This window comes from Vibrio sp. FE10, from assembly GCF_030297155.1.
Taxonomy (GTDB): domain Bacteria; phylum Pseudomonadota; class Gammaproteobacteria; order Enterobacterales; family Vibrionaceae; genus Vibrio; species Vibrio apostichopi.
Genome location: NZ_AP028067.1, coordinates 3,437,368 through 3,462,362 on the forward strand (window position 1 = coordinate 3,437,368; position 24,995 = coordinate 3,462,362).

Here is a 24,995-nt window from a genome sequence, read left to right on the forward strand (position 1 = left end):
CCAGTGCGATGCATTATACAGATCACATTTTGGTATGCAAGTGTCGTTGGAAAAATAATCGGAATATATTTGATGGAGGCAATCGACGGTAGTTGAATGACGAAAGTCGAATAGCAAAGAACGGGGGAATGCTTGGGGGATTGTAGAAACAAAAGAGGTTAGAAAAATAAAAGGGAAGCCGAAGCTTCCCTTTTTCAATGCAGTTCTTCTAATGAAGAGTGTGCAAAATCAATTCGCGATTAAGCGAAGATTTTAGCTACAACACCAGCACCAACTGTACGGCCACCTTCGCGGATTGCGAAACGTAGACCTTCGTCCATTGCGATTGGAGCGATTAGCTCAACAGTCATTTGAACGTTGTCACCTGGCATTACCATTTCTACGCCTTCAGGTAGAGTGATATCGCCTGTTACGTCAGTTGTACGGAAGTAGAACTGTGGACGGTAACCCTTGAAGAAAGGAGTGTGACGGCCGCCTTCGTCTTTAGAAAGTACGTATACTTCAGACTCAAACTTAGTGTGTGGGTTGATTGAACCTTTAGCAGAAAGTACTTGGCCACGTTCAACGTCATCACGCTTAGTACCACGTAGAAGTGCACCAACGTTCTCACCAGCACGACCTTCGTCAAGCAGCTTACGGAACATTTCAACACCAGTACAAGTAGTAAGAGTAGTTTCTTTGATACCAACGATTTCTACTTCGTCACCTACGCGTAGGATACCGCGCTCGATACGACCAGTAACTACAGTACCACGACCTTGGATTGAGAATACATCTTCAATAGGAAGTAGGAACGGTAGATCAACAGCACGCTCTGGAAGTGGAATGTAAGAATCTAGTGCTTCTGCAAGCTCAACGATCTTGTCTTCCCACTGTTTTTCGCCGTTTAGAGCGCCAAGTGCAGAACCTTGAATTACTGGAAGGTCGTCTCCTGGGTACTCGTACTCAGAAAGAAGTTCACGAACTTCCATTTCTACTAGCTCAAGTAGCTCTTCGTCATCAACCATGTCACATTTGTTCATGAATACGATGATGTAAGGGATACCAACTTGACGACCAAGTAGGATGTGCTCACGAGTTTGTGGCATAGGGCCATCTGTAGCAGCAACAACTAGGATACCGCCGTCCATTTGAGCAGCACCAGTGATCATGTTTTTAACATAATCGGCGTGTCCAGGACAGTCTACGTGTGCGTAGTGACGTTCAGGAGTATCGTACTCAACGTGAGAAGTTGCGATTGTGATACCGCGCTCGCGCTCTTCTGGAGCGTTATCGATAGATGCGAAATCTTTAGCAACACCGCCGTACACTTTTGCAAGTGTAGTACAGATAGCAGCAGTTAGAGTTGTTTTACCGTGGTCAACGTGGCCGATAGTACCAACGTTTACGTGCGGTTTCGTACGTTCAAATTTTTCTTTAGACACAATCGTGTTCCTTCCTAGTTATGATTCGCCACGTTCATTATTGAGCGAGACGCGCCAGAAATTGCTATTTTATGCGCCAACTCTCGTTAGCGCAATATTTGGACGCATTGATCTTTCAAAAAATGAAAAAAATGCATCCCTTTTGTTTAACCACGCTCTGCAATGATTGCATTAGCAACATTTTTTGGCACTTCAGCGTACTCACTAAACTCCATAGAGTAAGAAGCACGACCTTGTGTCGCAGAACGCAAATCAGTTGCGTAACCGAACATGACAGACAACGGAACTTGTGCACGAATTATCTTCAGGCCAGCTGTCCCCTCGTCCATACCTTCGATGATGCCGCGACGACGGTTAATATCGCCAACAACGTCACCCATCCAGTCTTCTGGAGTAGTTACTTCAACTTTCATCATAGGCTCAAGCAAAACTGGTTGCGCTTCTAGTGCACCCGTTCTGAAAGCCATAGAGGCAGCGATTGTAAACGCCATCTCACTTGAATCTACTTCATGGTAAGAACCATCATATAGTGTAGCTTTGATATCCAAAACTGGATAGCCCGCTAATACACCATTGTTCATTTGCTCTTCAACGCCTTTAGCGACAGAGGTAATGAACTCTTTTGGCACGATACCATTGGCAATTTCATCTACGAAGACAAAGCCTTCGCCGGCTTCTGATGGTTCCAGTTTCAGCCATACGTGACCGTACTGTCCTTTACCACCATGTTCGCGGATAAATTTACCTTCAGCTTTCGCTGTACCACGAATGGTTTCACGATAAGCAACTTGCGGATTACCAACGTTGCAGTTCACACTAAATTCACGTTTCATGCGGTCAACGATGATATCTAAGTGCAGTTCACCCATGCCAGAGATTAGTGTCTGGCCAGTTTCGTCATCCGTTTCAACACGGAACGATGGATCTTCTGCCGCTAGCTTACCTAACGCGATAGTCATTTTATCTTGATCTGCTTGAGAGCGAGGCTCTACAACGATCTGAATAACTGGATCTGGGAATTCCATACGCTCAAGAACAATTTTATGGTTCTGGTCACACAGAGTTTCACCAGTAGTAACATCTTTAAGGCCGATAATGGCTGCGATGTCACCTGCTCGTACTTCTTTTACTTCTTCACGTTTGTTTGAGTGCATTTGAACAATGCGCCCTAAACGTTCACGTTGTTTCTTCACAGAGTTGTAAGCTGTTTTACCGCTTTCAACAACACCAGAGTAAACACGGATGAAAGTTAAAGTACCAACAAACGGGTCTGTTGCAATTTTAAATGCTAGCGCTGAGAACGGTTCTTTGTCGTCCGCGTGACGCTCAATTTCATTCTCGTCATCATCGATACCCTTAATTGCAGGTACATCGACTGGAGAAGGAAGGAAATCAACAACTGCATCTAGAACAGCTTGTACGCCTTTGTTTTTGAAAGCACTACCGCAAGTTGCAAGTACGATTTCATTATTAAGGGTACGAGTACGAAGACCTTGTTTGATTTCAGCTTCTGTCAATTCACCTTCTTCAAGGTACTTATCCATCAGCTCTTCATTTGCTTCTGCAGCAGCTTCAACAAGTTCTATACGATATTCTTCAGCCATTTCTTGCATGTCTGCTGGAATGTCTTCGTACGTAAAAGTCATGCCTTGGTCAGCTTCGTTCCAGTTGATTGCCTTCATCTTGATAAGATCGACAACACCCTGGAAGTTTTCTTCAGCACCAATGTTAAGTTGAATAGGCACAGGAGTCGCGCCTAGGCGGTCCTTAATCTGTTCAACTACGCGCAAGAAGTCTGCGCCTGTACGGTCCATTTTGTTAACGAAAACCATACGTGGAACTTGGTACTTATCAGCTTGACGCCATACTGTCTCTGACTGAGGTTCAACACCCGATGAGCCACAGAAAACAACAACTGCACCATCAAGTACACGCAGAGAACGTTCTACTTCGATAGTGAAGTCAACGTGTCCAGGAGTATCGATGATGTTGATGCGGTGGTCAGAATACTGAGCTTCCATACCACGCCAAAACGTAGTGGTTGCTGCTGAAGTGATCGTAATACCGCGCTCTTGCTCTTGCTCCATCCAGTCCATGGTTGCTGCACCATCGTGAACTTCGCCGATTTTGTGAGAAAGACCGGTATAGAACAGAATACGTTCACTTGTGGTTGTTTTACCTGCATCTACGTGAGCAACGATACCGATATTACGGTACTGCTCAATAGGAGTTTTACGAGCCACGGTTGAATCCTCTTATTAGAGACTTAGGGACTATTGCTATGTCTAGATTATGCGTTAAAAGCGATACTTTGCTAAAAAGCTTTGCCCTAGAAATAGCAATAGTTCCTAGCATAAGCATAGGAACTAAAGAAGTGCTGCAAGGAACCTTGCAGCACTGAAAAGGTATTACCAGCGGTAATGTGCGAACGCTTTGTTTGCGTCAGCCATGCGGTGAACGTCTTCACGTTTCTTAACCGCAGTACCTTTGTTCTCAGACGCGTCTAGCATTTCAGCAGCTAGGCGTTGAGCCATAGATTTTTCACCACGCTTACGCGCAGCTTCAACTACCCAACGCATAGCAAGAGCGTTACGGCGAACCGGACGAACTTCTACAGGTACTTGGTAAGTTGAACCACCCACACGGCGAGATTTAACTTCTACCGCTGGGCGAACATTTTCAAGAGCTTCTTCAAATACAGCTAAGTGATCTTTACCAGATTTCTCAGCCATAGTTTCTAGTGCAGTGTAAACAATCTTCTCTGCAGTAGATTTTTTTCCGTCAACCATAAGGATGTTAACGAATTTTGCCAGCAGTTCAGATTTGAACTTAGGATCTGGAAGGATCTTACGCTGGCCTATTACGCGACGACGTGGCATGGAATTTCTCCGTTGTCTTCTTCAGGTTTTTTCCAAAACTTTTCAGAATAATAAATAAATAGTGTTTGGCCTTACTTAACGCTTTCTTTTTAAAAAAAGACGCATTAAGACTTAGGACGTTTCACACCATACTTAGAACGACCTTTCTTACGGTCGTTAACGCCTGCACAGTCAAGTGCACCGCGAACAGTGTGGTAACGCACACCTGGTAAATCTTTAACACGACCACCACGGATAAGAACAACACTGTGTTCTTGAAGGTTATGACCTTCGCCGCCGATGTATGAAGTAACTTCAAAGCCGTTAGTTAGACGAACACGACATACTTTACGTAGTGCTGAGTTCGGTTTTTTTGGAGTAGTAGTATATACGCGAGTACATACACCACGTTTTTGTGGGCACGCTTCTAGTGCAGGCACGTTGCTTTTAACAACCTGCTTTACACGAGGAGTACGTACCAACTGGTTAATAGTTGCCATTAACTAGCTCCTGATTTACTTGAAAGTAAGCTTGATGAAAAATCTAGCCCTATTACACATAGTGTAAATAGGGACGCAAAATTCTATTCAGCAGTGGGATGTGTGTCAAGAAATATACAGATCTTTTTTAGCCGTCTAGAGCTCAGGATGGTCTTTTTTTAACCATGCTGATAAAACACGGCTACCAAGTCACTGATTTGTCGTTCAAAACCGTCAGTTTGACGAATCCATCGAAGTCCACTTGATTCAGAGTGCTTGAAGCAAGTTGTTGTAAACCTCGGCTATCTAGATCTGTTTTTAATACCGACACATGTTCAACGGTTGAGATTTGATTGAATAACTCATGATTTGGCAGGCAAACATACACCGCATCTTCCAGCACAAGGATGTGATCCTGTTGTTGCGAGTACGCCAATGCAAGCTTGAGTTTGTCTACTGATTTTACAATATGAAGCATAACGTTCCCTAGAAAGTCAGTATTTTTTGGCTCTGAGCTAACTTCTGCGTCAACTCACTCACTTCTAGCGCAGTCACATCGATCAACAAGTTATCTGTCGAGAGGCCGAACTGATTGAGGCTATCTTGACACACGTAAACCTGCTCGATGTCGTAAAGATCCATGAGCTTAAATGCAGAAATATAGTCACGTGATAGGGATTCATCTGGCTGTTGAGCCTTGAGAAGCTGTGTAACGCCATCACCAACAAAGAATACGATAATGTCTTCACTATAGGCTGAAGCCGCTAGCAGCGCATCTAGCCCTTCTCTACCCGCAGCCGTCGTATGAGGAAAAGTATTAAATATAAAGGCCAATTTACTCAAAACTGCACAACCCTATCTTGCGTCAAAAGTGCTTCAGATAAGCTCCCTAATCCAGCTTGGGTAAAACCAGCCGCCAAGTTAGAGGCACTCAATTGATGTTGCGTTGCTTCTTCTGTGCTGATCACTCCGCGTCTGAGCGCAGCAGCAACACATGTCTCTAGGCTAACATTGTGCTCATCCGCCAGTTTTTGCCAAGCAGAAGCCAAGTCAAATTCATCATTAGCAGGTACTGTAATGCCAGAACCATTGCTGACACCATCTTGATAGAAGAACACACTGTGGAGTTTGTGGCCCTGTTTCAATAGAGCCACGGCAAACTGATAAGCACTTCTTGCGGATTGTGAGCCGTAAACCGGCCCATTAACTAGGAGTGTGTAGCTTAACAACCCTCTTCATCCTCTGTTTTGCGTTGACGGATGTATAAGTAAACGGTGTGCTTAGAGATATTCAACCGCTCAGCTACACGGTTAATCGCGTCTTTAATATCGAAAATACCTTTGTCGTAAAGCTCCATCACGATTTGACGGTTCTTAGTATTGTTCGATACTGATTTGTCTGCATTGATTTCTTCAATGGTGCGTTCAACCGTTTGGTCGACAAGCTCTTCCACATCACTGGCAAAGTTTACTGATGATGCAGCTTCGTCCGCATCTTGCGTAGGCATGAAAGATTGCAGTACTTGTGAGAATGGCGCATCTAGGTTTACGTTAATACACAACAAGCCAATCACTCGGTCTTCACCATTGCGGATAGCAACCGTGATCGACTTCATCAATACTCCGCCTTTAGCACGAGTAAAGTATGAACGTGAGAAGTTACGCTTAGAACCTTCAATATCTTTCAGCATCTTTAATGCAAGATCGGTGATCGGCGAACCAACCTGACGACCTGTATTTTCGCCGTTGGCAATTTTAATCGCAGAAGTATTGAGGTCTTCTAAAGAGTGTAAAACGATTTCACAAAACGGACCGATAAGACTCGCAATACCGTCAACCACGGCCTCATAAGATCTTAAGATAATTTTATCGTGTTCACTGAATGGCATGACGTGGACTGATTCCATTTCAAGTAACACATCCGCATTGACTGTTTCTGTAGTAGTCACTTATTCCTTACCTTCGTGTGAAAAATCAACAAATTTATGTAAGTTTATCAGAAAATTTTAATTGCACACCTAGCTAACATTGCAACTAGTGATTTAGAACAACTTTAAAAATCAAATACTCATTTAAAAAGCAAAAAAAAAAGCCCAACTCAACGTTAGGCTTTTTATTCAATCCACGAATTTTAATACGAGAGATTCATTCGATACTTTCGTTCGATATTACTGAGCAGGGGCTGCTTCAGCGTTATCGATTTTCAGTAGCTCAACTTCAAATACTAGCGTTGAGTTAGCTGGGATAGTCGGTGTGTCTTGCTCACCGTATGCTAGCTCTGGCGGGATTACGAATTTGTACTTAGAACCAACTTGCATCAGTTGTACGCCTTCAGTCCAGCCTGGGATTACGCGGTTTAGTGGGAATGTTGCTGGTTCGCCACGATCGTAAGAGCTATCGAACTGAGTACCGTCTGTTAGCGTACCTTTGTAGTGTACTTGAACCGTATCAGTGTCTTTTGGAGATGCGCCTTCGCCAGCTGTCATTACTTGGTAAAGCAGGCCAGATTCAGTTTGCTTTACGCCTTCAGTCTTTGCGAACTCAGCGCGGAAGTCATCACCCGCTTTCTTCACTTCAGCTGATTTCTCTGCCGCTTGTGCTTGCATTGTTTCAGCAACACGCTTGTCTAGAGCTTCAAGTGCAGCACGAGTCTCTTCTTCGTTCAGTGCAGTTTTTTCTGCAAATACGTCTTCAATACCTTGAAGAACCATATCTTTGTCTAGGTTGATGCCTAGCTCGCTTGGCTTATCAATGCTTGTGCTTAGGTAGTTCGCGAAAGATACGCCGATTGCGTATGCCGCTTTGTCGTCTTCTGTTTTAAAGTTTACTGCTGCAACTTTAGCTTCTTCTACCTGTGGAGCTTCTGCCTTTGGTTCTTCTTTCTGACAACCAACTGCTAGCATAACCGTTGCGGCAAGCAGTGATACTTTTAAAACTGATTTCATTGAATTCTCCAATTAATGGCCAAGCCATTGGTTATTGTGCACAAATCTAATGATTAGATTGGTGTGAATACGTTAGTTATAACAATATACTAGTCATATGTCTTTCGACAAAAACCGGATTATTAGACGTGATGCAAATATTTTTCCATTCATTGCTATGTGCAATTGTCATCACCTTGTTAAATGGATGTTTTTTCTTCCAAGATGATGAGCAACGTTGGGAAATTGAACCCAATGGTGCCACCAGCTTTGCCCTAAGCAGAGATGGACGCTTCGCTCTACTCTACTCTCAGCAAAAACACTTACTGCTCTGGGACTTAGACCAAAACAAAGAGCTCGCTCAACTCGGCCCGCAAGACCAATCCGAAAACCAAATATCGCGTATTCGCATCTCTGACAATGGTCGCTTTGCGATTACCGCAAGTCAGATGAATTTCGCCGTTTGGGACTTGTCTTGGACTCAAGCTGAAGGGCTTTGGTCTATTTCCGATGGCTTGATTCGCGATGTCGACATATCCAGCAATGGTGAAAAAGTCTTACTTGGCCTGTCTAACGGCAAAGCTATCTATGTGGACTTAGTCACCGGACGGCGTCTGGAGTTCCTCGCTCACCGAGAAAAAGTTAATTCCGTCTCCCTATCTTCGAATGGGCGTTACGCATTGTCAGGCGGTAACGACTACAAAGCTTACCTTTGGGATACTGAATCAGGCTTGGTGTTACGTACCTTCGAGCATGAACAAAGAGTAGTACGAGTTGCACTACAACGTGATGGAGAATTGGCATTTACTTCTGATGGCGGCAACCAAGCGATGATTTGGGATCTAGAAACCGGTGAACCTCAAGCGCAATTGCAGAGCTGGTCTCGACAGCTGATATTCTCTAGTGCTCGCTTTTCTGACGACGGCAGTATGTTGGTGACAGGCACGCCATCAAGCCAAGTGAGCGTGTGGAATACTCAAGATGGAAAACGAATTTCTCGCCACGATGCTGAGCCATTAAAAGATGCTCGCCCTCCCCGTGCGGTAGTGTATGATGCAGCCTTTGATGAAAAGAACCGTGTGATATCGGGCACCTCTGCGGGCATAGCCCAAGCTTGGAATGTGGATTAAGAACGATGACAGAAAAGCGAATTGAACAACTAGAAAGCCGCGTGAATGACCTAGAATGTCAGTTGGCTTTCCAAGAACAAACCATTGAAGAACTCAATGAAGCGCTTAGCCAACAACAGATGTTGATCACGAGAATGCAAGATCAAATGAAGTTCGTAGTGGGTAAAGTGAAAAATATGGATGGCTCAAACCTCGCTGACGCATCAGAAGAGACGCCACCTCCACACTATTAAGTGCGGTTCCAAATAACGAATGGGTTCTAGTGACGCGTATCGCTAGCCTCTCGTCCTCGATATGTAAACACATTTCAGGACGGGGCATAGAAAACTAAAAGGGCGACAGATGCTTATCTGTCGCCCTTTTGTTTGTTTAATCTGCGCTAATTCAACCAAAGCGAGTTAAACCAATACAAGCTTAATCATCGGCATAAATCTTCACTTCCACGCAGCCGTTAGTATCAACACTCGCGCGGTACATTCCTGAGCTGTTCATACCGAAGTGAATATCACCTTGGCCATCGATAGCGATCAAGCCACCTTCACCGCCCATAGCTTTCAGTTCACCTTGGATGATGTGTTCGCAAGCCGTATGCACATCTTCTTTGAGATAACGCATTCGTGCTGCCACATCGCTTGCAACCATCTTTCTAAGGAAGAACTCACCCATGCCTGTTGTTGATACGGCCACGTTACCATTTTCAGCAACAGTGCCTGCACCTATGATTGGAGAATCTCCCACACGACCGTATTTTTTATTGGTTACACCACCAGTGCTGGTTGCGGCCGCTAAATTGCCTGCTTGGTCTAACGCCACCGCGCCAACCGTGCCGTACTTTTTATCGTCTGGGTATTTCTGTGCTTGTTGCTCATCGTATTTTGCTTCAGACAAAGCGAAGATGCCTTTCTCTTTCATCGACTGAAGTTGGTCATAACGACGCTCAGTAAAGAAGTAATCTTGCTCGGTGAAGACGTACTCATGCTCAAACGCAAACCTCTCTGCGCCTTCACCAATCAGTAACACGTGGTCGCTTTTAAGCATCACGTCACGAGCCAGCTCGATCGGGTTTTTAATATGACGGACACCGGCAATAGCACCCGCGTCCATTTCGCGACCATGCATAACAGAAGCATCCATCTCAACGAATTCATCATGAGTCAGAACCGAACCTTTACCGGCATTAAAGTGTGGGCTGTCTTCCATCACTTTAACCGATGCCACCACCGCATCCAGAGCATCACCGCCCGATTGCAGGACTTGATAGCCCGCTAAAACTGACTTTTCCAAAGCCTCGGTAATACCCGTTTTTAATTCATCGCTCATTTGCTCTCGTAAGATGGTGCCTGCACCACCATGAATGGCAATTGAAAAAGGCTGTGACATGCGAATTCTCCACTGACGTCGTCTTAAAATGTTGTGCTATCAATACCACATCCATGGTTTGATGTCTGATAGCGAAAACCAAACTTTTTACGAATGCTTAGATTTGCGGACACTTAGATTTGCAGACACTTAGTTCAGTAGATTAAAAGTCAGCTCAGAAAGCTCGGCTCCTAAACGAAAAAAACCTCCGCTAGGGAGGCTTTCAGTATTCTTAAACTAAACCGTTAATTCGGTATTAGTGAGAACCACAGCTACCGCCGCCGCAGCAGCCGTCTTTTTTCTCTTCACCGTGGTCATGGCCTTCGCCACCACAACAACCGCCTTCGTGGTCGTGATCATGGTCGTGACCGTGGCTGCCACAGCCGCCTTCTTGGTGTACGTGACCGTGCTGAACTTCTTCTTCAGTCGCTTCACGAACAGCGACAACTTCAACGTCAAACGTTAGAGTTTGGCCAGCAAGCATGTGGTTACCGTCAACAACAACTTCGTCGCCATCTACTTCAGTCACTTCAACTGGGATTGGACCTTGGTCAGTATCCGCTAGGAAACGCATGCCAACTTCGATTTGCTCAACACCTTGGAACACGTCAGCAGGAACACGTTGAACTAGGTCATCGTTGTGATCGCCGTATGCGTCTTCTGGAGTAACAGTTGCTGAGAACTTGTCGCCAGCTACTTTGCCTTCAAGCTCTTTTTCAAGACCTGTAATTAGGTTGTTGTGACCGTGAAGGTAATCTAGTGGAGCTTCTGCAGTTGATTGGTCAACTACTACGCCATCTTCAAGTTTCACTTGATATGCAACACTAACTACTACGTTCTTTTCAATTTTCATGAGAGCTCCAAGGAGGTTTGGACTAAGCTCGAACAGTTGAGCTTAGGAAAAATTCTGTACCGGGATATTATGGGGATCAATTAACGAAACTCAATCATTCTGGCTTAAAAATACCGATCATTTCTTGATTCGCGTGTTCAGATTTCTCTACAGTTTTCGGTTTACGCTGCTCGGTGAAGTCACAATCGACGCATTCCACCAGCTCGATATTATTTTCAACCCACCAGCGGAGTGTGTCTTGAGTACTGCAGCTTGGGCAGCTCGCCCCAGCGATAAAGCGTTTTTTCTGTTTCACGTTCATATCCTTTACTACTCTGGATTCGCAGTTCTTCTATTCGTCTCTGAATTAAAGACTCTGTAGAGACCGCGTTTATTATTGGATTGGTTCTTTTAAGTGTTCACTTTTAACTCAGGCTATATTTCTAGACTCGGCTACTGCCAGTAATTTCGAGATTGGTGATCGTTTTCCATCTCGTGCCCAAAAATTTCTTCGAGCTCTTTACGAGCCTCTTTTGCTCGCTGGGCTAACTCGGCATCTTCGTTATGCTGAGGAAGTAACTCTTTCAGCATACCATTATCCAATTTCCTAAAGTGTGCTTCTGCTCGCTTCGCTTTATATGGATGCATGCCAAGTTCGGTCAATGTTTGACGACCTAAATCTAATGCCCCAAGGAAGGTTTCACGCGAGTAGTTGCTCACACCATGGTTAAGTAATTGATACGCTTCAACACGGCTTCGTGCACGCGCTAAAATCTTCAACTGTGGGAAGTGCTGCTTACACAAATCGACGGTCTTCATGATTTCATCAGGAGAATCGGTACACAACACAATGGCTTCTGCCTTGTCAGCTCCCGCAGCTCGTAATAGTTCAAGGTGAGTAGAGTCACCGTAAAATACCTTGTAGCCGAACTTCCTAAGGATATGTATTTGGCTGGCATCACTTTCAAGGACGGTGATACGAATCTTGTTGGCATACATCAGACGACCAATGATCTGACCGAAACGACCAAAGCCCGCAATAATCACTCGAGGACTACGATCAACCACATCTGAAGACATCGCACTTTCACTGATTTGATTAAGTTGGCGAGCAAAGAATCGGTCTTGCAGTTTAAGCATCAATGGCGTAGTCACCATAGAAAGGCTCACAACAACCAGTAAGAACGACACTTGGTCACCGCTTAAGATGCCTTGCGCACTCGCCGCGGTAAAAATAACGAAGGCAAACTCACCACCTTGGCTGAGAATCATCGCCATTCGGCTACGCGCTTTAGCTTGAGTGCCGAAGATACGAGCCAGCGCATACAGCACCAAACCTTTCAATACGACCAGAGACGACACTGCGATAAGTATTGCGAATGGGCTCTCTGCCAATAAACCTAGGTTTACCGCCATACCCACAGAGATAAAGAACAGACCAAGCAGTAACCCTTTGAATGGGTCAATCGCGATCTCAAGCTCATGTCGATATTCACTTTCAGCCAGAAGTACGCCCGCTAAGAATGTACCGAGTGCCATCGATAGACCGATCTGCTGCATGATAACGGCAATACCAATTACCAATAACAGGGCTGCAACAGTGAACAATTCACGCACGCCACTCATGACTACGTATCGGAATAGCGGTCTCAATAAGAAGTGACCACCGACAAGCAAGCCAATCACACCACCCAGCATCCAAAGCATGTCCGCCCAGCTACCGCCGGTATTACCCGCAAGCAGAGGCAACATTGCTAGCATAGGGATGACTGCAATATCTTGAAAAAGTAAGACTGCAAAGCCTGACTGCCCCGCTTCTTTACCACCGAGTTCTCGCTCCTCAATAACACGCAAGGCGATGGCAGTCGAAGACAAAGCTAAACCCATGCCGATGACTAAGCTAGTTTGCCAAGTTAAACCAAACATACACGCGATGGCGGTAATAATCAGAGTGGTGATCAGCACTTGTGCGCCACCGAGTCCTAGAATGGGAGCTCGCATCTGCCACAGTTTTTTCGGATTAAGTTCGAGACCAATCAAGAAGAGCAGCAGTACCACCCCGAATTCGGAGAAGTGTAGAATCGCTTCGACATCACTGATTAAGCCAAGCCCCCATGGGCCAATCGCCACACCAGCTAATAAGTAACCGAGTACCGAACCTAATCCAGCGCGCTGTGCGATAGGAACCGCAACCACAGCAGCTGCTAAAAATATAACGCTACTTTGTAGAAAATCGTTAGTCAGAGCCATCATTCGCTCCTATATCTTGTAGCGGGTCTCGCAGCCAATTTCGATACGCTTCCGCGTGTTGGTAACGCGTCATATCCGAGACATTTCTTGCCCAGTGTAGAACTAAAGGTGACATCCAGTGCATCTGACACAAAGCGGCGGTTAACTCGAATGGCTGCAAAATCTCTTGTAATGGATATTTATTATAGCCTGCCTCTCCAAACGCCTCTTCTTTACCACCTGTTGTGATCACGCTACGCCAGTGTTTCCCTTTAAGGGCACTATGCTCACCAAACGCAAAACCTTTGCCTAATACTCGGTCAAACCACTCTTTCAGTAGCGATGGGCATGAATACATAAACAAAGGGTGTTGGAAGACAATCACATCATACTGAAGCAGTAACTCATGCTCATAAGGCACATCAATAAAGAAATCAGGATACGTCGCGTAGAGATCATGGATTTTGACATGCCCAAGCGACTCTATCTTTTTAACCATCATTTGATTGGCAATAGAGGTTTGTGGCTCAGGATGTGCGTAGATCACTAGCACCTTTGGCACAGCTTTTTGTGTCGAGGGAGTATTACTCATTCCTTTGAAACATTCCTTTTAGAGCTAAACGGTGGCAAGGCCACAAGAATTTAAGCAAAAGTTATTAATATGTTATTGGCATCATAACGCAAATTGCATTGTGATCGACTTTTATCTGGATTCAGCCTACTATGCAGGCGTCTGTTCACCTCTAATTTCTATGCTACCTCTATATGATTACTTTCTCTGATATTCAATTGCTACGCGGCGGTAAGCCACTTCTCGACCAAGCATCTGCAACCCTTCACCCTGGCGATAAAGTCGGTTTGGTGGGTAAAAATGGCTGTGGTAAATCTACGCTGTTCGCCTTAATTAAAGACGAGCTATCGATTGATGCTGGTTCATTCAGCAAACCCGCTCACTGGGAAATGGCTTGGGTTGCACAAGAAACCCCGGCATTAGAAAGAAAAGCCATTGAATATGTGATTGATGGTGACAGAGAGTATCGTGGCCTTGAAGAGCAGCTGGCTAAAGCGGAACAGGCCGACAACGGTACACTGGTAGCAGAGATACACGGCAAGATTGAAACCATTGGTGGTTACACCATCAATTCACGAGCAGCCGAATTACTTGATGGTCTTGGTTTTCGCCAAGAGCAAATGACATGGAACCTGACCCAATTTTCGGGTGGTTGGCGTATGCGTTTGAATTTAGCGCAAGCCCTTCTATGTCGCAGTGACTTACTGCTACTCGATGAACCAACCAACCACTTAGACTTAGATGCTGTGATGTGGTTAGAGCGCTGGCTACAAAACTACCCAGGCACACTGGTTCTTATCTCGCACGATAGAGACTTCTTAGACCCTATCGTTAACCGCATCGTGCATGTTGAAAACCAGCAGCTGAACGAATACACCGGTAACTACTCGTCGTTTGAGACTCAACGCGCTCAAAAACTTATCTTGCAACAAGCGATGTTCCAGAAACAGCAGAAACAAATGTCTCACATGCAGAGCTACATTGACCGTTTCCGCTACAAAGCCTCAAAGGCTCGCCAAGCGCAAAGCCGTATTAAAGCGCTTGAGAAAATGGAACAAGTGCTACCCGCTCAATTTGATAACCCATTCAGCTTTGAATTTAGAGAGCCAGACGCGCTGCCAAACCCAATCATGATGATGGATGAGGTATCGGCGGGCTATGATGACAACCTAATTCTAGAAAAGATTCGCCTTAACCTCGTTCCGGGTAGCCGTATCGGCCTGCTGGGTCGAAACGGTGCCGGTAAATCAACGCTGATCAAACTGCTTTCGGGCGAACTGAAACAGCAAGGTGGTGAGCTGAGCTATTCGCAAGGCGTTAAAATGGGTTACTTCGCTCAGCATCAATTAGAGACGCTGCACCCAGAAGAGACACCACTGCAACACATGATGCAGATCGCGCCTAAACACACCGAGCAACAACTGCGTGATTATCTGGGTAGCTTTGGCTTCCAAGGTGAAAAAGCACTCGATAAAGTGGCCCCGTTTTCGGGTGGTGAGAAAGCACGATTAGTACTGGCTCTGCTGGTATGGCAAAAACCGAATCTATTATTACTCGATGAACCAACCAACCACTTGGATCTCGACATGCGTCAGGCGCTGACCTTCGCGCTGCAAACATTTGAAGGTGCGATGGTTATCGTATCGCACGACCGTTACTTACTGCGTGCAACCACCGATGACTTGTATCTAGTACATGACCGTCAGGTTGCGCCGTTTGATGGTGATCTTGACGATTATTATAAATGGCTGACTGAACAGCAAAAAATTGAACGTAAAGAAGCGCAAGCGTTAGCTCCGGCTAAAGACAGTGCAAACAGTGCGGCATCGAAGAAAGAACAAAAACGTAAAGAAGCCGAGTTCAGAAAACTGACTGCGCCTATTCGCAAACAATTGACTCAGTTTGAAAAGAAAATGGATAAGTTGACGCTTGATCTTGAAGAGGCTGAACAGCAATTATCTGACACTTCACTTTATGAAGCTGAAAATAAGGCTAGACTGAATAAAGTACTCGCTCTGCAAGCGAGCAGTAAATCACAGCTAGAAGAAGTTGAAATGGATTGGATGTCCACTCAAGAAGAGCTTGAGCAAATGGAACAGGAAATGGATAGCTTATGAGCCCAGAGCACGCCCCGATATCACTAACACTGGAACGACTATGGCAATTTAGCCTTCAGTATTACAGTGTGCGCGGTGTAAAGGATGCGTGCTTAGCTTTACAAAACCAGTTCCACGGCAACGTCAATCTACTGCTGCTTCTCAAATGGCTTGATGAGCAGCAATTGTCTTTTGCTGAAGAAGAGTGGCACAAAGTACAGCAGTGCTTAAGCCGCTCTGAAACTCTTCTTCATAGTTATCGAGAGCTACGTAAGCATCTCAAACCTCAAGTCGTCGATTCTCTCTACCGCGAAGCGCTCCAGTTTGAGCTGCAGCTAGAGAAGCAACAGCAATCTGATCTCGTCGACTGTATCAACTCTCTACATCTCTCCTGCAATCAACAATCGCCACTCGCGTTTGAATATTGTCGGCTACTCGGCGCAGAAAACCTCTATGATGCTTTTTCTGAACCAGCCCCTCAGCCTTAACTCGTTACCTTTCCCTTTTATTCCATCAAGATCCAAGCTTAACCTCGATATTATTCAATCAGTTACTCATGGCGTATTTTTATAGCCCGTATCTGTGAAACCCTTGCGCTTATGCCGAGAATCAACCAAGCTCAAATAAAAACGTGGGCGTTTCGCTAAAAGCTCAACACTTTTCAAAGCCCACAAATAAGCATGGACTGTTTTATGACAATATTTACCGCTGCTGCTGGTTTATCAAATCCTCACCTACAAACCTTAGTGCCACGATTTATTAGAAAGCAGGCGTTGTTTGCTCCCCAATGGCAAACCTTAGAAACACCCGATGGTGACTTTCTCGACCTTGCATGGAGCGAATCACCAGATGACGACAATCCAAATCGTGACGATATAAAGAACAAGCCGATATTCGTGCTGTTCCACGGTTTGGAAGGCAGCTTTGAGAGCCCATACGCCAATGGACTGATGAACGCATTTGCTAAAGATGGTTGGTTATCCGTGATGATGCACTTCAGAGGTTGCAGCGGAAAACCGAATCGCTTAGCTCGTGCTTACCACTCTGGAGAAGTCGAAGACGCTCGCTTCTTTTTAAGGCATCTGCATTCAAGATTTCCCAATAACCCTAAGGTTGCGGTTGGCATCTCACTGGGCGGTAACATGTTGGCCAATTACCTCGCCGACTACGCAGATGATCCGTTAATCTCAGCGGCGACGATCGTCTCTGCCCCCTTTGACCTTGCTTGTTGTTCGAGTCGTATTGAACAAGGCTTCTCTAAGATCTATAAAAAGTACCTGCTCAATTCTTTGAAATCGAATGCGTTGAAGAAACATAAGCTGCTGCAAGAGAAGATTGGCATCTCAGCGGAAAGCATTAAGAAGATCGACAAACTGTATGAGTTTGATGAACGAATTACTGCGCCTCTGCACGGATTCAAGAATGCACAAGACTACTATGCCCAATGTTCTGCATTGCCTAAATTGAATCAGATTAAACTGCCCACACAGATCATTCATGCGAAAGACGATCCTTTCATGACCGATGATGTGATTCCAAAATTCGTTCTACCCGACAACATCGACTATCGTCTGTTTCAAAAAGGCGGCCATGTGGGATTCATTACAGGTAGCACGCTCAAACCAAGGTTTTGGTTGGAAGAAGCATTACCCGCCTACTATGAAAGTATTCAAGATTCGGCATAATGGCCGAGCCTTTGTTAAGGACTGAATGGTTAACGTCACTAGACACACCGATTAACACATCAATAAACTATTAATGAACATATCCATGAACATAAAAGAGAGAAGTATTTATGATCATCCCATGGCAAGACATCGCACCAGAAACGCTGGAAAACCTCATTAAAGAATTCGTGCTACGTGAAGGTACAGACTACGGTGACGTAGAGGTTTCACTGCAAAACAAGATTGACCAAGTGAAACATCAATTAGCCTCAAAGGAAGTCAGCATCGTGTTTTCTGAGCTGCATGAAACCGTTGATATTCAGGTCACAAAACGCTTCTAAGCTGCGCTCATAAAGGAGCCGTGTTATAGTGGTAAACGATTGCTAACAAGTAAGTTACTCAAAAGACAAGGGTTGTCATGTCCGCTAAACATCCAATTATTGCGGTGACGGGTTCATCTGGAGCCGGCACCACCACTACCTCAGAAGCCTTCCGTAAAATGTTCAATATGATGGACGTGAAGGCAGCTTGGGTTGAAGGGGATAGTTTCCATCGCTTCACTCGACCAGAGATGGATGTCGAGATCCGTAAGGCGCGTGAGCAAGGTAAGCACATCAGCTACTTTGGTCCACAAGCTAACGATTTTGGCGCATTAGAAGAGTTCTTCCGTCAATACGGTAATGAAGGCACGGGCAAAGTCCGCAGCTATCTACATACCTTCGATGAAGCCGTTCCTTACAACCAAATGCCCGGCACATTTACGCCATGGCAAGAGATCCCAGAAAATTCGGATGTGATGTTCTACGAAGGCCTTCACGGTGGCGTAGTCGATGGCGATATTAACGTCTCACAACACGTCGACCTGCTTATCGGCATGGTACCTATCGTAAACCTAGAGTGGATCCAGAAATTCGTTCGTGACACACGCGATCGTGGGCACTCTCGCGAAGCGGTGATGGACTCTATTGTTCGCTCAATGGATGATTACCTTAACTACATTACCCCGCAGTTTTCGCGCACTCATATCAACTTTCAACGTGTCCCAACCGTAGATACATCGAATCCACTGAACGCCAAAGGGATTCCAAGTTTAGACGAAAGCTTCGTTGTTATACGTTTGCGTGGCATCAAAAACGTCGACTTCCCTTACCTTTTGGCAATGATTGATGGCTCATTTATGTCACGTCATAACACGCTTGTGGTGCCAGGAGGCAAAATGAGTTTTGCTATGGAGCTCATTGTAAGGCCAATCCTACAACAACTAATCGAAACCGGAAAAATAGGTTAACAAAACGACATTCTGGTTGATTACTTTTCATACCGTGATCATGTGCACAATTTTGCGTAAAAAATCGTAGCTTGGTCACGATTAAAATCAAGAAATAGTACCTGAAAAAGGATACTATTCTTAAACGAAACACAAGATAGCTTGCAGCACTCAACGAGTGCTCTTATCCTAACTGAGTCAATTCAGGCTTAGCTAAAATACGGAAAGCGGCAAGCATACCCTGCAGAGGAAGTGAGATATTATGGTTCTAGGTAAACCTCAAACCGATCCAACATTAGAGTGGTTCCTTTCACACTGTCATATTCATAAGTACCCTTCAAAAAGTACTTTGATTCATGCTGGTGAAAAGGCAGAAACCTTGTACTACATCGTTAAAGGTTCTGTGGCTGTTCTTATCAAAGACGAAGAAGGTAAGGAAATGATTCTTTCTTACCTAAACCAAGGCGACTTCATCGGTGAACTTGGACTTTTCGAAGAAGACCAAGAGCGTACTGCGTGGGTTCGTGCTAAATCTCCTTGTGAAGTAGCTGAAATTTCTTTCAAGAAATTCCGTCAACTTATCCAAGTGAACCCAGATATCCTGATGCGCCTTTCAGCACAAATGGCGAACCGTCTACAAGTAACTAGCCAAAAAGTTGGTGACTTAGCGTTCCTTGACGTAACAGGTCGTATCGCTCAAACGCTACTTAACCTAGCGAAACAGCCAGATGCAATGACTCACCCTGACGGCATGCAAATCAAGATCACTCGTCAAGAGATTGGCCAGATCGTTGGTTGTTCTCGTGAGACAGTAGGTCGTATCTTGAAGATGCTTGAAGAGCAGAACCTAATTTCTGCACACGGTAAGACTATCGTGGTATACGGCACTCGTTAATCTCGATTAACTGAGCCAAAAATTTGAAAGCCACCAAATGCGAATTTGGTGGCTTTTTTGTTTTCTAAAGATCTTGAGAACAGATGCGAGATGCGAATGGAACACTTACAACTTCCAAACGCAAACACTCTCGAAGCGAAGCGTACCCACATCTCTAGGGCAAAGCCCGTGCTCGTATCTTTCTTTAACCGTTGGTGCTTTCGAAGATCTTATCCGCTGATGCTGCAACGAATCCTGTATAAAGCTCACCATTGGCCATCGCATAACGCTTAGCGAACTCATAGAAGCCACCAGGAATCATCTCATTGCCTTCAACAAATGAAACTGGGACTTTGTCTGCCATTGTTGATGATTGCTCTAATAAGACCTCTGGAGAGCCTTTAACCTCACCACCAGATGCATTGATAGTGAAGCCTGATTCGCTCAGGTAATCATTCACTGCCTGCACTTCATCAAAAGCGTCGAGTTGATTCACGCTCACCGTGAAGTGGTTTGCACCGTAACCATGAGCTGCGAGCCAAGAAGCGTATTCACTCTCTTTTGCCAGCACTTGGAAATCCGCGAAACTCAGATCCCAAAGACGACCACCAAACAAGAACTCATGACCTTGAAGCTTGCTTGCATCGACTTGCTCAACCAACTTAGCAACGATCTGTTGTAAGTCACTTGAACACTCCTCTACCTTCAACTCACTAATGAACACTTTCGGCTGATTTGGATCTGGGTGCTCGTAGTGCTTAGCTACTAGCTTCTTACTCTCAAACAAGTAATCGCCACACGCCTTGTAACCCAGCTCAAGGAAAGGCTTGGCCAATGTTTCAATACCTAACGGTGCAACATTGAAAGTACGCAGTGCAATATGATCATTAATCAGAGCTTCGTCTTCTTTCAGCAAGTGATGTACTTTCTCAGCCGATGGACAAAGCCTGTGGATGTAATCGTCCCATAGTGATTTAAAGAGTAGATCGGGCGTCATGGTGACTCCTTGTCAGAGGTTCTAGCAAGCTAGTAATTTGGATTAGAAAGGGAGAGGCTGGACATAGAGTCAGCAGCCATCAGCCTGTGACATACTTGTTCTATTATTATCTATCGCCCAATCGAGGTGTCGGACGTGGGTGAAAAGAGGAAGCGATAACATCGCTTCCTTATTACACAATTAACCAATGAAGCTGTTAGTCATGAGCCTAAAGCTCATAAGCTTATGATTTATAAACTTTTGATTCATGAACTTATAGCTTAAGAGCCAAAACTACAGCTCAATACCTGGGCTAAATGTCGCTGGCAGTTGAGTTTCACCGCCTTCCATTGACGCCATTGGGTAAGCACAGTAGTCAGCCGCGTAGTAAGCACTTGGGCGTAGGTTGCCTGAAGCACCCGGGCCACCAAATGGTGCATCACCACTTGCGCCTGTTAGTTGGCGGTTACGGTTAACAATACCCGCACGGATATGGTCAACGAAGTATTCCCACTCTGAATCGTCGGTTGAAACTAGGCCTGCAGACAAACCAAAGCGTGTGTCATTTGCCAGTTCAACCGCTTGCTCTAACGATTGGTAACGAACCACTTGCAGCAATGGGCCGAAGTACTCTTCATCTGGCAACTCAGCAATGTTGGTTGCATCGATAATACCCGGAGAAACAAACGCCGCTTCACCCGCTTTTGCTTCAACTAGGCTTACACCACCTAGCGATTGCAGATTAGCTTGTGCGTCCAGAATAAACTTAGCTGCCGCTTCAGAGATCTGTGGCCCCATGAAAGGTGCTGGCTCAGCGAATGGCTGATCGACACGAATCTTCAAAGTAGCCGCAACGAGCTTATCAAGCAGTTGATCGCCCTTCTCTCCAACAGGAACATACAAGCGACGTGCACATGTACAACGTTGACCCGCACTGATGAAAGCCGATTGGATAATTGTATAAACCGTCGCGTCAGCATCACCAAATTGGTCACTGATCACCATTGGGTTATTACCGCCCATCTCTAGTGCCAGCATCTTACCCGGTTGACCCGCGAATTGACGGTGAAGGATATGACCAGTATTCGCACTACCTGTGAATAGCACGCCATCAAGGCCTTTAGCATCAGCCAGTGCGATACCTGTCTCTTTGGCGCCTTGCACTAGGTTAATCACGCCAGCAGGAAGACCCGCTTCTTGCCATAGCTTCATCGCAAACTCACCTGTCCAAGGTGTCTGCTCTGACGGCTTAAATACCACGGTATTACCCGATAGCAGTGCTGGAACAATATGACCGTTAGGTAAGTGACCTGGGAAGTTGTAAGGGCCAAATACCGCCATTACGCCTAATGGACGATGACGCAGTACGATTTGGTTGCCTGCGGCTTCACGCGAAGCTTCACCCGTACGTTCGTGGTAAGCACGGATAGAGATAGCGATTTTGCCCGCCATTGCACCCGCTTCAGTGCGAGTTTCCCAAATCGGTTTACCCGTCTCTTTTGCAATAATCTGTGCAATCTCTTCGCTGTTCTCTTTTACCTTCTCAGCAAAGTTCAACACGATCGCTTCACGCTCTGCAAAGCTCAGTTTTTTCCAAACTAAGAACGCATCACGAGCCGCTGCTACTGCAGATTCAACCTGCGCTGGTGTTGCACTATCGCCTTGCCACACCACTTCATTGTTGTATGGGCTTACTGATGTCATGGCGTCGCCTTGACCTGCCACCCACTGTCCTGCTATCCACTGAGTCATACTTCTATCCTTAAAATCTTCGACAGATAATCGCCGCTCTTATTGAGCCAACATTCGAACGAATTCGCCTTCTTTTACTTCAAGAGCGCTTGCTACTTCAGATGATAAAATCACTGTGTCGCTTGCTTGGTCATACGCGCCTTTCGCGGCTACTGCACGGAAGTTCTCAAACGAGGTATTACCAATTAGGAAGTCTTTAGAGCTGGAGTGCTCTGCAATTTGAACCTGTGCTCGAATCGCATGACGCACGGATTCAATGTTTCTTAAATCACACTCAACCGTCGGGCCTGCATCAAAGATGTCGACATAACCACGGTTAGTGAAACCTTCACGTTCCAGCAACTTAAGTGCAGGACGTGTATTATCATGTACCTCTCCAATCACCGCCTGAGCTTCTTTGCTCAGTAGGTTCACGTAGATAGGCAGCTTCGGCATTAGGTCAGCAATAAAGCCTTTCTTACCAATACCAGTTAGGTAATCTGCAAGCGTGAAATCAATTGAGAAGAAGTGCTCTTGCAGCCATTGCCAGAAAGGTGAGTTACCTTCCGCATCGGATACGCCACGCATCTCAGCAAAAATCGTTTTAGAGAAACGTTCTGGGTGCTCAGACATGATCAGGAAGCGACACTTCGACATCAAACGACCATTCAATCCACCACGGAAAGCTGGGCGCAAGAACAGTGTGCAGATCTCACTGCATCCTGTGTAGTTATTGCCGAAAGTCAGTAGCTTCACGACGTTATTCACGCCAAGCTTTTGCGATGAGTGAACCACTTTGCTGATGTGGTAAGAGTAAAACGGAACATCCCAGCCAATTGAGGCTTCGATGCCTGTCGTACCTGCGACTTCTCCCGTTTCAGTGTCGAAGCCAACCATTAGGTAGCCTTCATCACCGGGTTCAGTCACGTCTTGTTTAGCAAAGCTGTATTCAGAATGAGTGATTCGGTTGGTTAACAGTTCTTCGTTAACCGGAAGAGATGTGAATCCGTGACCAGATTCAACCGCGCAGGTATGCAGCGCATCGTAATCAGATAATTTTATTGGGCGAACAACTAGCATCAATATTCCCTCCAGATGCAAAACAGGCCCAAAACCAGAAGCTTGGGCCTTTAGCAGTACGTCATGGGATCGCTCTAATGGCGATCATTCCTATGACGCCGCTCAGGCTAAACTAGCGTAGCGATTGCTTTGTCTAGTTTTGATAAACCGTCTTCAATTTCTTGTGTAGTGATAACCAGTGATGGTGTGAAACGAACCACGTTTGCACCGGCAACCAGTACCATCAAGCCTTGTTCGCCTGCCGCTACTAATACATCACGAGCACGACCTTGCCATGCTTCATTAAGCGCAGCGCCTAGCAATAGGCCTTTACCGCGAACTTCACTGAATATTTGGTATTTATCGTTAATCTTAGCTAAACCATCACGGAATAGTGCTTCGCGTTCTTTCACGCCAGCCAACGTTTCAGGTTGGCTTACTACGTCAACAACGGCTTCAGCAACGGCACACGCCAGTGGGTTACCACCGTAAGTAGAACCGTGCGTACCCACTTTTAGATGTGTCGCAAGTTCAGACGTTGTTAGCATTGCGCCGATAGGGAAACCACCACCTAGTGATTTCGCTGTGCTTAGGATGTCAGGTGTCACACCTAGACCTTGGTAAGCGTAAAAGTTACCCGTACGGCCATTACCTGTTTGCACTTCATCAAAGATAAGCAGCGCATTGTGTTTGTCACACAGTTCACGAACCGTGTTCACGAACTCAGATGTTGGAGAGATGATACCGCCCTCGCCTTGCAGAGGTTCCATCATGATTGCACATGTGCGATCTGAGATGTGTGCTTCTAACGCTGCAATATCGTTGTAAGGCAAGTGAGTTACATCGCCCGGTTTAGGACCGAAGCCATCAGAGTAAGCTTCTTGACCACCGACCGTTACGGTAAAGAAAGTACGACCGTGGAAACCTTGTTTGAATGCAATGATTTCAGATTTTTCAGGACCGTGAACATCTGCTGCCCAACGACGAGCTAGCTTCAATGCGGCTTCGTTCGCTTCTGCACCAGAGTTGGCAAAGAATACTTTTTCTGCAAAACATACGTCTGTTAGCTTCTTCGCTAGACGCAATGCAGGTTCATTGGTCATTACATTACTTAAATGCCAAATCTTGTTTGCTTGCTCAGTAACTGCGTTAACCATTGCTGGGTGACAGTGACCCAAACAGCTCACAGCGATACCACCAGCAAAGTCGATATACTCTCGGCCTTGTTGGTCCCAAACGCGTGCGCCTTCCCCTTTTACTGGGATCATTTCCATTGGGTTATAACAAGGCACCATCACCTCGTTAAACAGACTACGTTCTACTTTTTTTTCCACTGTCATCGTACATTCCTTCTCGATACCGCAAGCTTCGCAAATAAGCGTACTGGTTCATAAGTGAGACAAAGATATTTTCTCTCGCCATAATCCCGCTGCAGCATTATATTTACATTTAATTAACGTTTTCAATAGTAGATTATTCTTTAGCCATCCCTAACAGCCAGCTAAACGTCACTACCTATG

At 45.5% G+C, this 24,995-nt stretch carries 26 protein-coding genes; 8 read left to right on the forward strand and 18 right to left on the reverse strand.

Annotation, left to right across the window (positions count from 1 at the left end):
* Nucleotides 1–239: 239 nt before the first annotated feature.
* The 9 genes from tuf to fkpA form a co-directional block, all read right to left on the reverse strand.
* A complete protein-coding gene (gene tuf / locus QUF19_RS15455) occupies nucleotides 240–1,424 on the reverse strand; it encodes an elongation factor Tu (protein WP_012604914.1) in 1,185 nt (394 codons plus the stop codon).
* A 146-nt stretch (nucleotides 1,425–1,570) separates the two neighbouring features.
* Entirely contained in the window at nucleotides 1,571–3,667 is a 2,097-nt protein-coding gene (gene fusA / locus QUF19_RS15460) for an elongation factor G (protein WP_102438515.1), read from the reverse strand.
* A 165-nt stretch (nucleotides 3,668–3,832) separates the two neighbouring features.
* Complete coding sequence (gene rpsG, locus QUF19_RS15465) at nucleotides 3,833–4,303, reverse strand: 30S ribosomal protein S7 (protein WP_017073678.1); 471 nt, start codon at nucleotides 4,301–4,303, stop codon at nucleotides 3,833–3,835.
* Nucleotides 4,304–4,407: 104 nt separating this feature from the next.
* Nucleotides 4,408–4,782: a 30S ribosomal protein S12 gene (gene rpsL, locus QUF19_RS15470; RefSeq protein WP_012604917.1), complete on the reverse strand. Its 375-nt coding sequence runs from the start codon at nucleotides 4,780–4,782 to the stop codon at nucleotides 4,408–4,410.
* A 181-nt stretch (nucleotides 4,783–4,963) separates the two neighbouring features.
* A complete protein-coding gene (gene tusB, locus QUF19_RS15475) occupies nucleotides 4,964–5,239 on the reverse strand; it encodes a sulfurtransferase complex subunit TusB (protein WP_286294846.1) in 276 nt (91 codons plus the stop codon).
* Between the two features lie 8 nt (nucleotides 5,240–5,247).
* The gene (gene tusC / locus QUF19_RS15480; protein ID WP_286294847.1) at nucleotides 5,248–5,604 is read right to left on the reverse strand and encodes a sulfurtransferase complex subunit TusC; all 357 of its coding nucleotides are present in this window, start codon (nucleotides 5,602–5,604) and stop codon (nucleotides 5,248–5,250) included.
* Entirely contained in the window at nucleotides 5,601–5,990 is a 390-nt protein-coding gene (gene tusD, locus QUF19_RS15485; protein ID WP_102438511.1) for a sulfurtransferase complex subunit TusD, read from the reverse strand. Before tusD ends, tusC begins: the two co-directional genes overlap by 4 nt.
* A complete protein-coding gene (locus QUF19_RS15490; protein ID WP_004729851.1) occupies nucleotides 5,984–6,709 on the reverse strand; it encodes a helix-turn-helix transcriptional regulator in 726 nt (241 codons plus the stop codon). The genes tusD and QUF19_RS15490 overlap by 7 nt, the downstream gene beginning before the upstream one ends.
* Nucleotides 6,710–6,928: 219 nt before the next feature.
* Nucleotides 6,929–7,705 (reverse strand): FKBP-type peptidyl-prolyl cis-trans isomerase, encoded by a 777-nt coding sequence (gene fkpA / locus QUF19_RS15495; protein WP_004729852.1) that lies wholly within the window; start codon nucleotides 7,703–7,705, stop codon nucleotides 6,929–6,931.
* Nucleotides 7,706–7,836: 131 nt separating this feature from the next.
* Between fkpA and QUF19_RS15500 the strand changes: the two genes are divergently transcribed.
* Together QUF19_RS15500 and QUF19_RS15505 are read left to right on the forward strand one after the other, a co-directional pair.
* Nucleotides 7,837–8,814 (forward strand): WD40 repeat domain-containing protein, encoded by a 978-nt coding sequence (locus QUF19_RS15500; protein WP_029223204.1) that lies wholly within the window; start codon nucleotides 7,837–7,839, stop codon nucleotides 8,812–8,814.
* 5 nt (nucleotides 8,815–8,819) lie between these two features.
* A complete protein-coding gene (locus QUF19_RS15505; RefSeq protein ID WP_004729640.1) occupies nucleotides 8,820–9,047 on the forward strand; it encodes a SlyX family protein in 228 nt (75 codons plus the stop codon).
* A 181-nt stretch (nucleotides 9,048–9,228) separates the two neighbouring features.
* On the opposite strand, the gene QUF19_RS15510 is transcribed toward QUF19_RS15505, so the two are convergent.
* The 5 genes from QUF19_RS15510 to kefG all read right to left on the reverse strand — a co-directional run bounded on the left by QUF19_RS15510 (nucleotide 9,229) and on the right by kefG (nucleotide 13,826).
* A complete protein-coding gene (locus QUF19_RS15510; protein ID WP_286294848.1) occupies nucleotides 9,229–10,194 on the reverse strand; it encodes an isoaspartyl peptidase/L-asparaginase family protein in 966 nt (321 codons plus the stop codon).
* Between the two features lie 235 nt (nucleotides 10,195–10,429).
* Complete coding sequence (gene slyD / locus QUF19_RS15515) at nucleotides 10,430–11,026, reverse strand: peptidylprolyl isomerase (RefSeq protein WP_017104666.1); 597 nt, start codon at nucleotides 11,024–11,026, stop codon at nucleotides 10,430–10,432.
* A gap of 94 nt (nucleotides 11,027–11,120) precedes the next feature.
* Nucleotides 11,121–11,321: a YheV family putative zinc ribbon protein gene (locus QUF19_RS15520; RefSeq protein WP_020477226.1), complete on the reverse strand. Its 201-nt coding sequence runs from the start codon at nucleotides 11,319–11,321 to the stop codon at nucleotides 11,121–11,123.
* A gap of 137 nt (nucleotides 11,322–11,458) precedes the next feature.
* On the reverse strand, nucleotides 11,459–13,255 hold the full coding sequence (kefB, locus tag QUF19_RS15525) for a glutathione-regulated potassium-efflux system protein KefB (RefSeq protein WP_029225383.1): 1,797 nt from the start codon (nucleotides 13,253–13,255) through the stop codon (nucleotides 11,459–11,461).
* On the reverse strand, nucleotides 13,242–13,826 hold the full coding sequence (gene kefG, locus QUF19_RS15530) for a glutathione-regulated potassium-efflux system ancillary protein KefG (protein WP_102438505.1): 585 nt from the start codon (nucleotides 13,824–13,826) through the stop codon (nucleotides 13,242–13,244). Before kefG ends, kefB begins: the two co-directional genes overlap by 14 nt.
* 173 nt (nucleotides 13,827–13,999) lie before the next feature.
* Between kefG and QUF19_RS15535 the strand changes: the two genes are divergently transcribed.
* The 6 genes from QUF19_RS15535 (at nucleotide 14,000) to crp (ending at nucleotide 19,730) form a co-directional block, all read left to right on the forward strand.
* Nucleotides 14,000–15,922: an ABC transporter ATP-binding protein gene (locus QUF19_RS15535; RefSeq protein ID WP_065104117.1), complete on the forward strand. Its 1,923-nt coding sequence runs from the start codon at nucleotides 14,000–14,002 to the stop codon at nucleotides 15,920–15,922.
* Nucleotides 15,919–16,389 (forward strand): TIGR02444 family protein, encoded by a 471-nt coding sequence (locus QUF19_RS15540; protein ID WP_065104118.1) that lies wholly within the window; start codon nucleotides 15,919–15,921, stop codon nucleotides 16,387–16,389. The genes QUF19_RS15535 and QUF19_RS15540 overlap by 4 nt, the downstream gene beginning before the upstream one ends.
* A gap of 204 nt (nucleotides 16,390–16,593) precedes the next feature.
* Nucleotides 16,594–17,586, forward strand: a complete 993-nt coding sequence (locus QUF19_RS15545) for a hydrolase (RefSeq protein WP_286294850.1) — start codon at nucleotides 16,594–16,596, stop codon at nucleotides 17,584–17,586.
* A gap of 110 nt (nucleotides 17,587–17,696) precedes the next feature.
* Nucleotides 17,697–17,909 carry a YheU family protein gene (locus tag QUF19_RS15550; RefSeq protein ID WP_004729649.1) on the forward strand — a complete coding sequence of 71 codons (213 nt, stop codon included), beginning with the start codon at nucleotides 17,697–17,699 and terminating at the stop codon, nucleotides 17,907–17,909.
* 77 nt (nucleotides 17,910–17,986) lie between these two features.
* Nucleotides 17,987–18,856 (forward strand): phosphoribulokinase, encoded by an 870-nt coding sequence (locus tag QUF19_RS15555; RefSeq protein ID WP_004729650.1) that lies wholly within the window; start codon nucleotides 17,987–17,989, stop codon nucleotides 18,854–18,856.
* A 241-nt stretch (nucleotides 18,857–19,097) separates the two neighbouring features.
* Nucleotides 19,098–19,730, forward strand: coding sequence for a cAMP-activated global transcriptional regulator CRP (gene crp / locus QUF19_RS15560; RefSeq protein WP_004729651.1), 633 nt, complete (start codon nucleotides 19,098–19,100; stop codon nucleotides 19,728–19,730).
* A gap of 184 nt (nucleotides 19,731–19,914) precedes the next feature.
* On the opposite strand, the gene QUF19_RS15565 is transcribed toward crp, so the two are convergent.
* The 4 genes from QUF19_RS15565 to QUF19_RS15580 form a co-directional block, all read right to left on the reverse strand.
* Nucleotides 19,915–20,706 (reverse strand): DUF1338 domain-containing protein, encoded by a 792-nt coding sequence (locus QUF19_RS15565; protein WP_286294852.1) that lies wholly within the window; start codon nucleotides 20,704–20,706, stop codon nucleotides 19,915–19,917.
* Between the two features lie 273 nt (nucleotides 20,707–20,979).
* A complete protein-coding gene (gene astD, locus QUF19_RS15570; protein WP_012604932.1) occupies nucleotides 20,980–22,437 on the reverse strand; it encodes a succinylglutamate-semialdehyde dehydrogenase in 1,458 nt (485 codons plus the stop codon).
* Nucleotides 22,438–22,476: 39 nt separating this feature from the next.
* A complete protein-coding gene (gene astA, locus QUF19_RS15575) occupies nucleotides 22,477–23,496 on the reverse strand; it encodes an arginine N-succinyltransferase (RefSeq protein WP_009848917.1) in 1,020 nt (339 codons plus the stop codon).
* Between the two features lie 107 nt (nucleotides 23,497–23,603).
* A complete protein-coding gene (locus tag QUF19_RS15580) occupies nucleotides 23,604–24,815 on the reverse strand; it encodes an aspartate aminotransferase family protein (protein WP_286294853.1) in 1,212 nt (403 codons plus the stop codon).
* Nucleotides 24,816–24,995 lie beyond the last annotated feature (180 nt).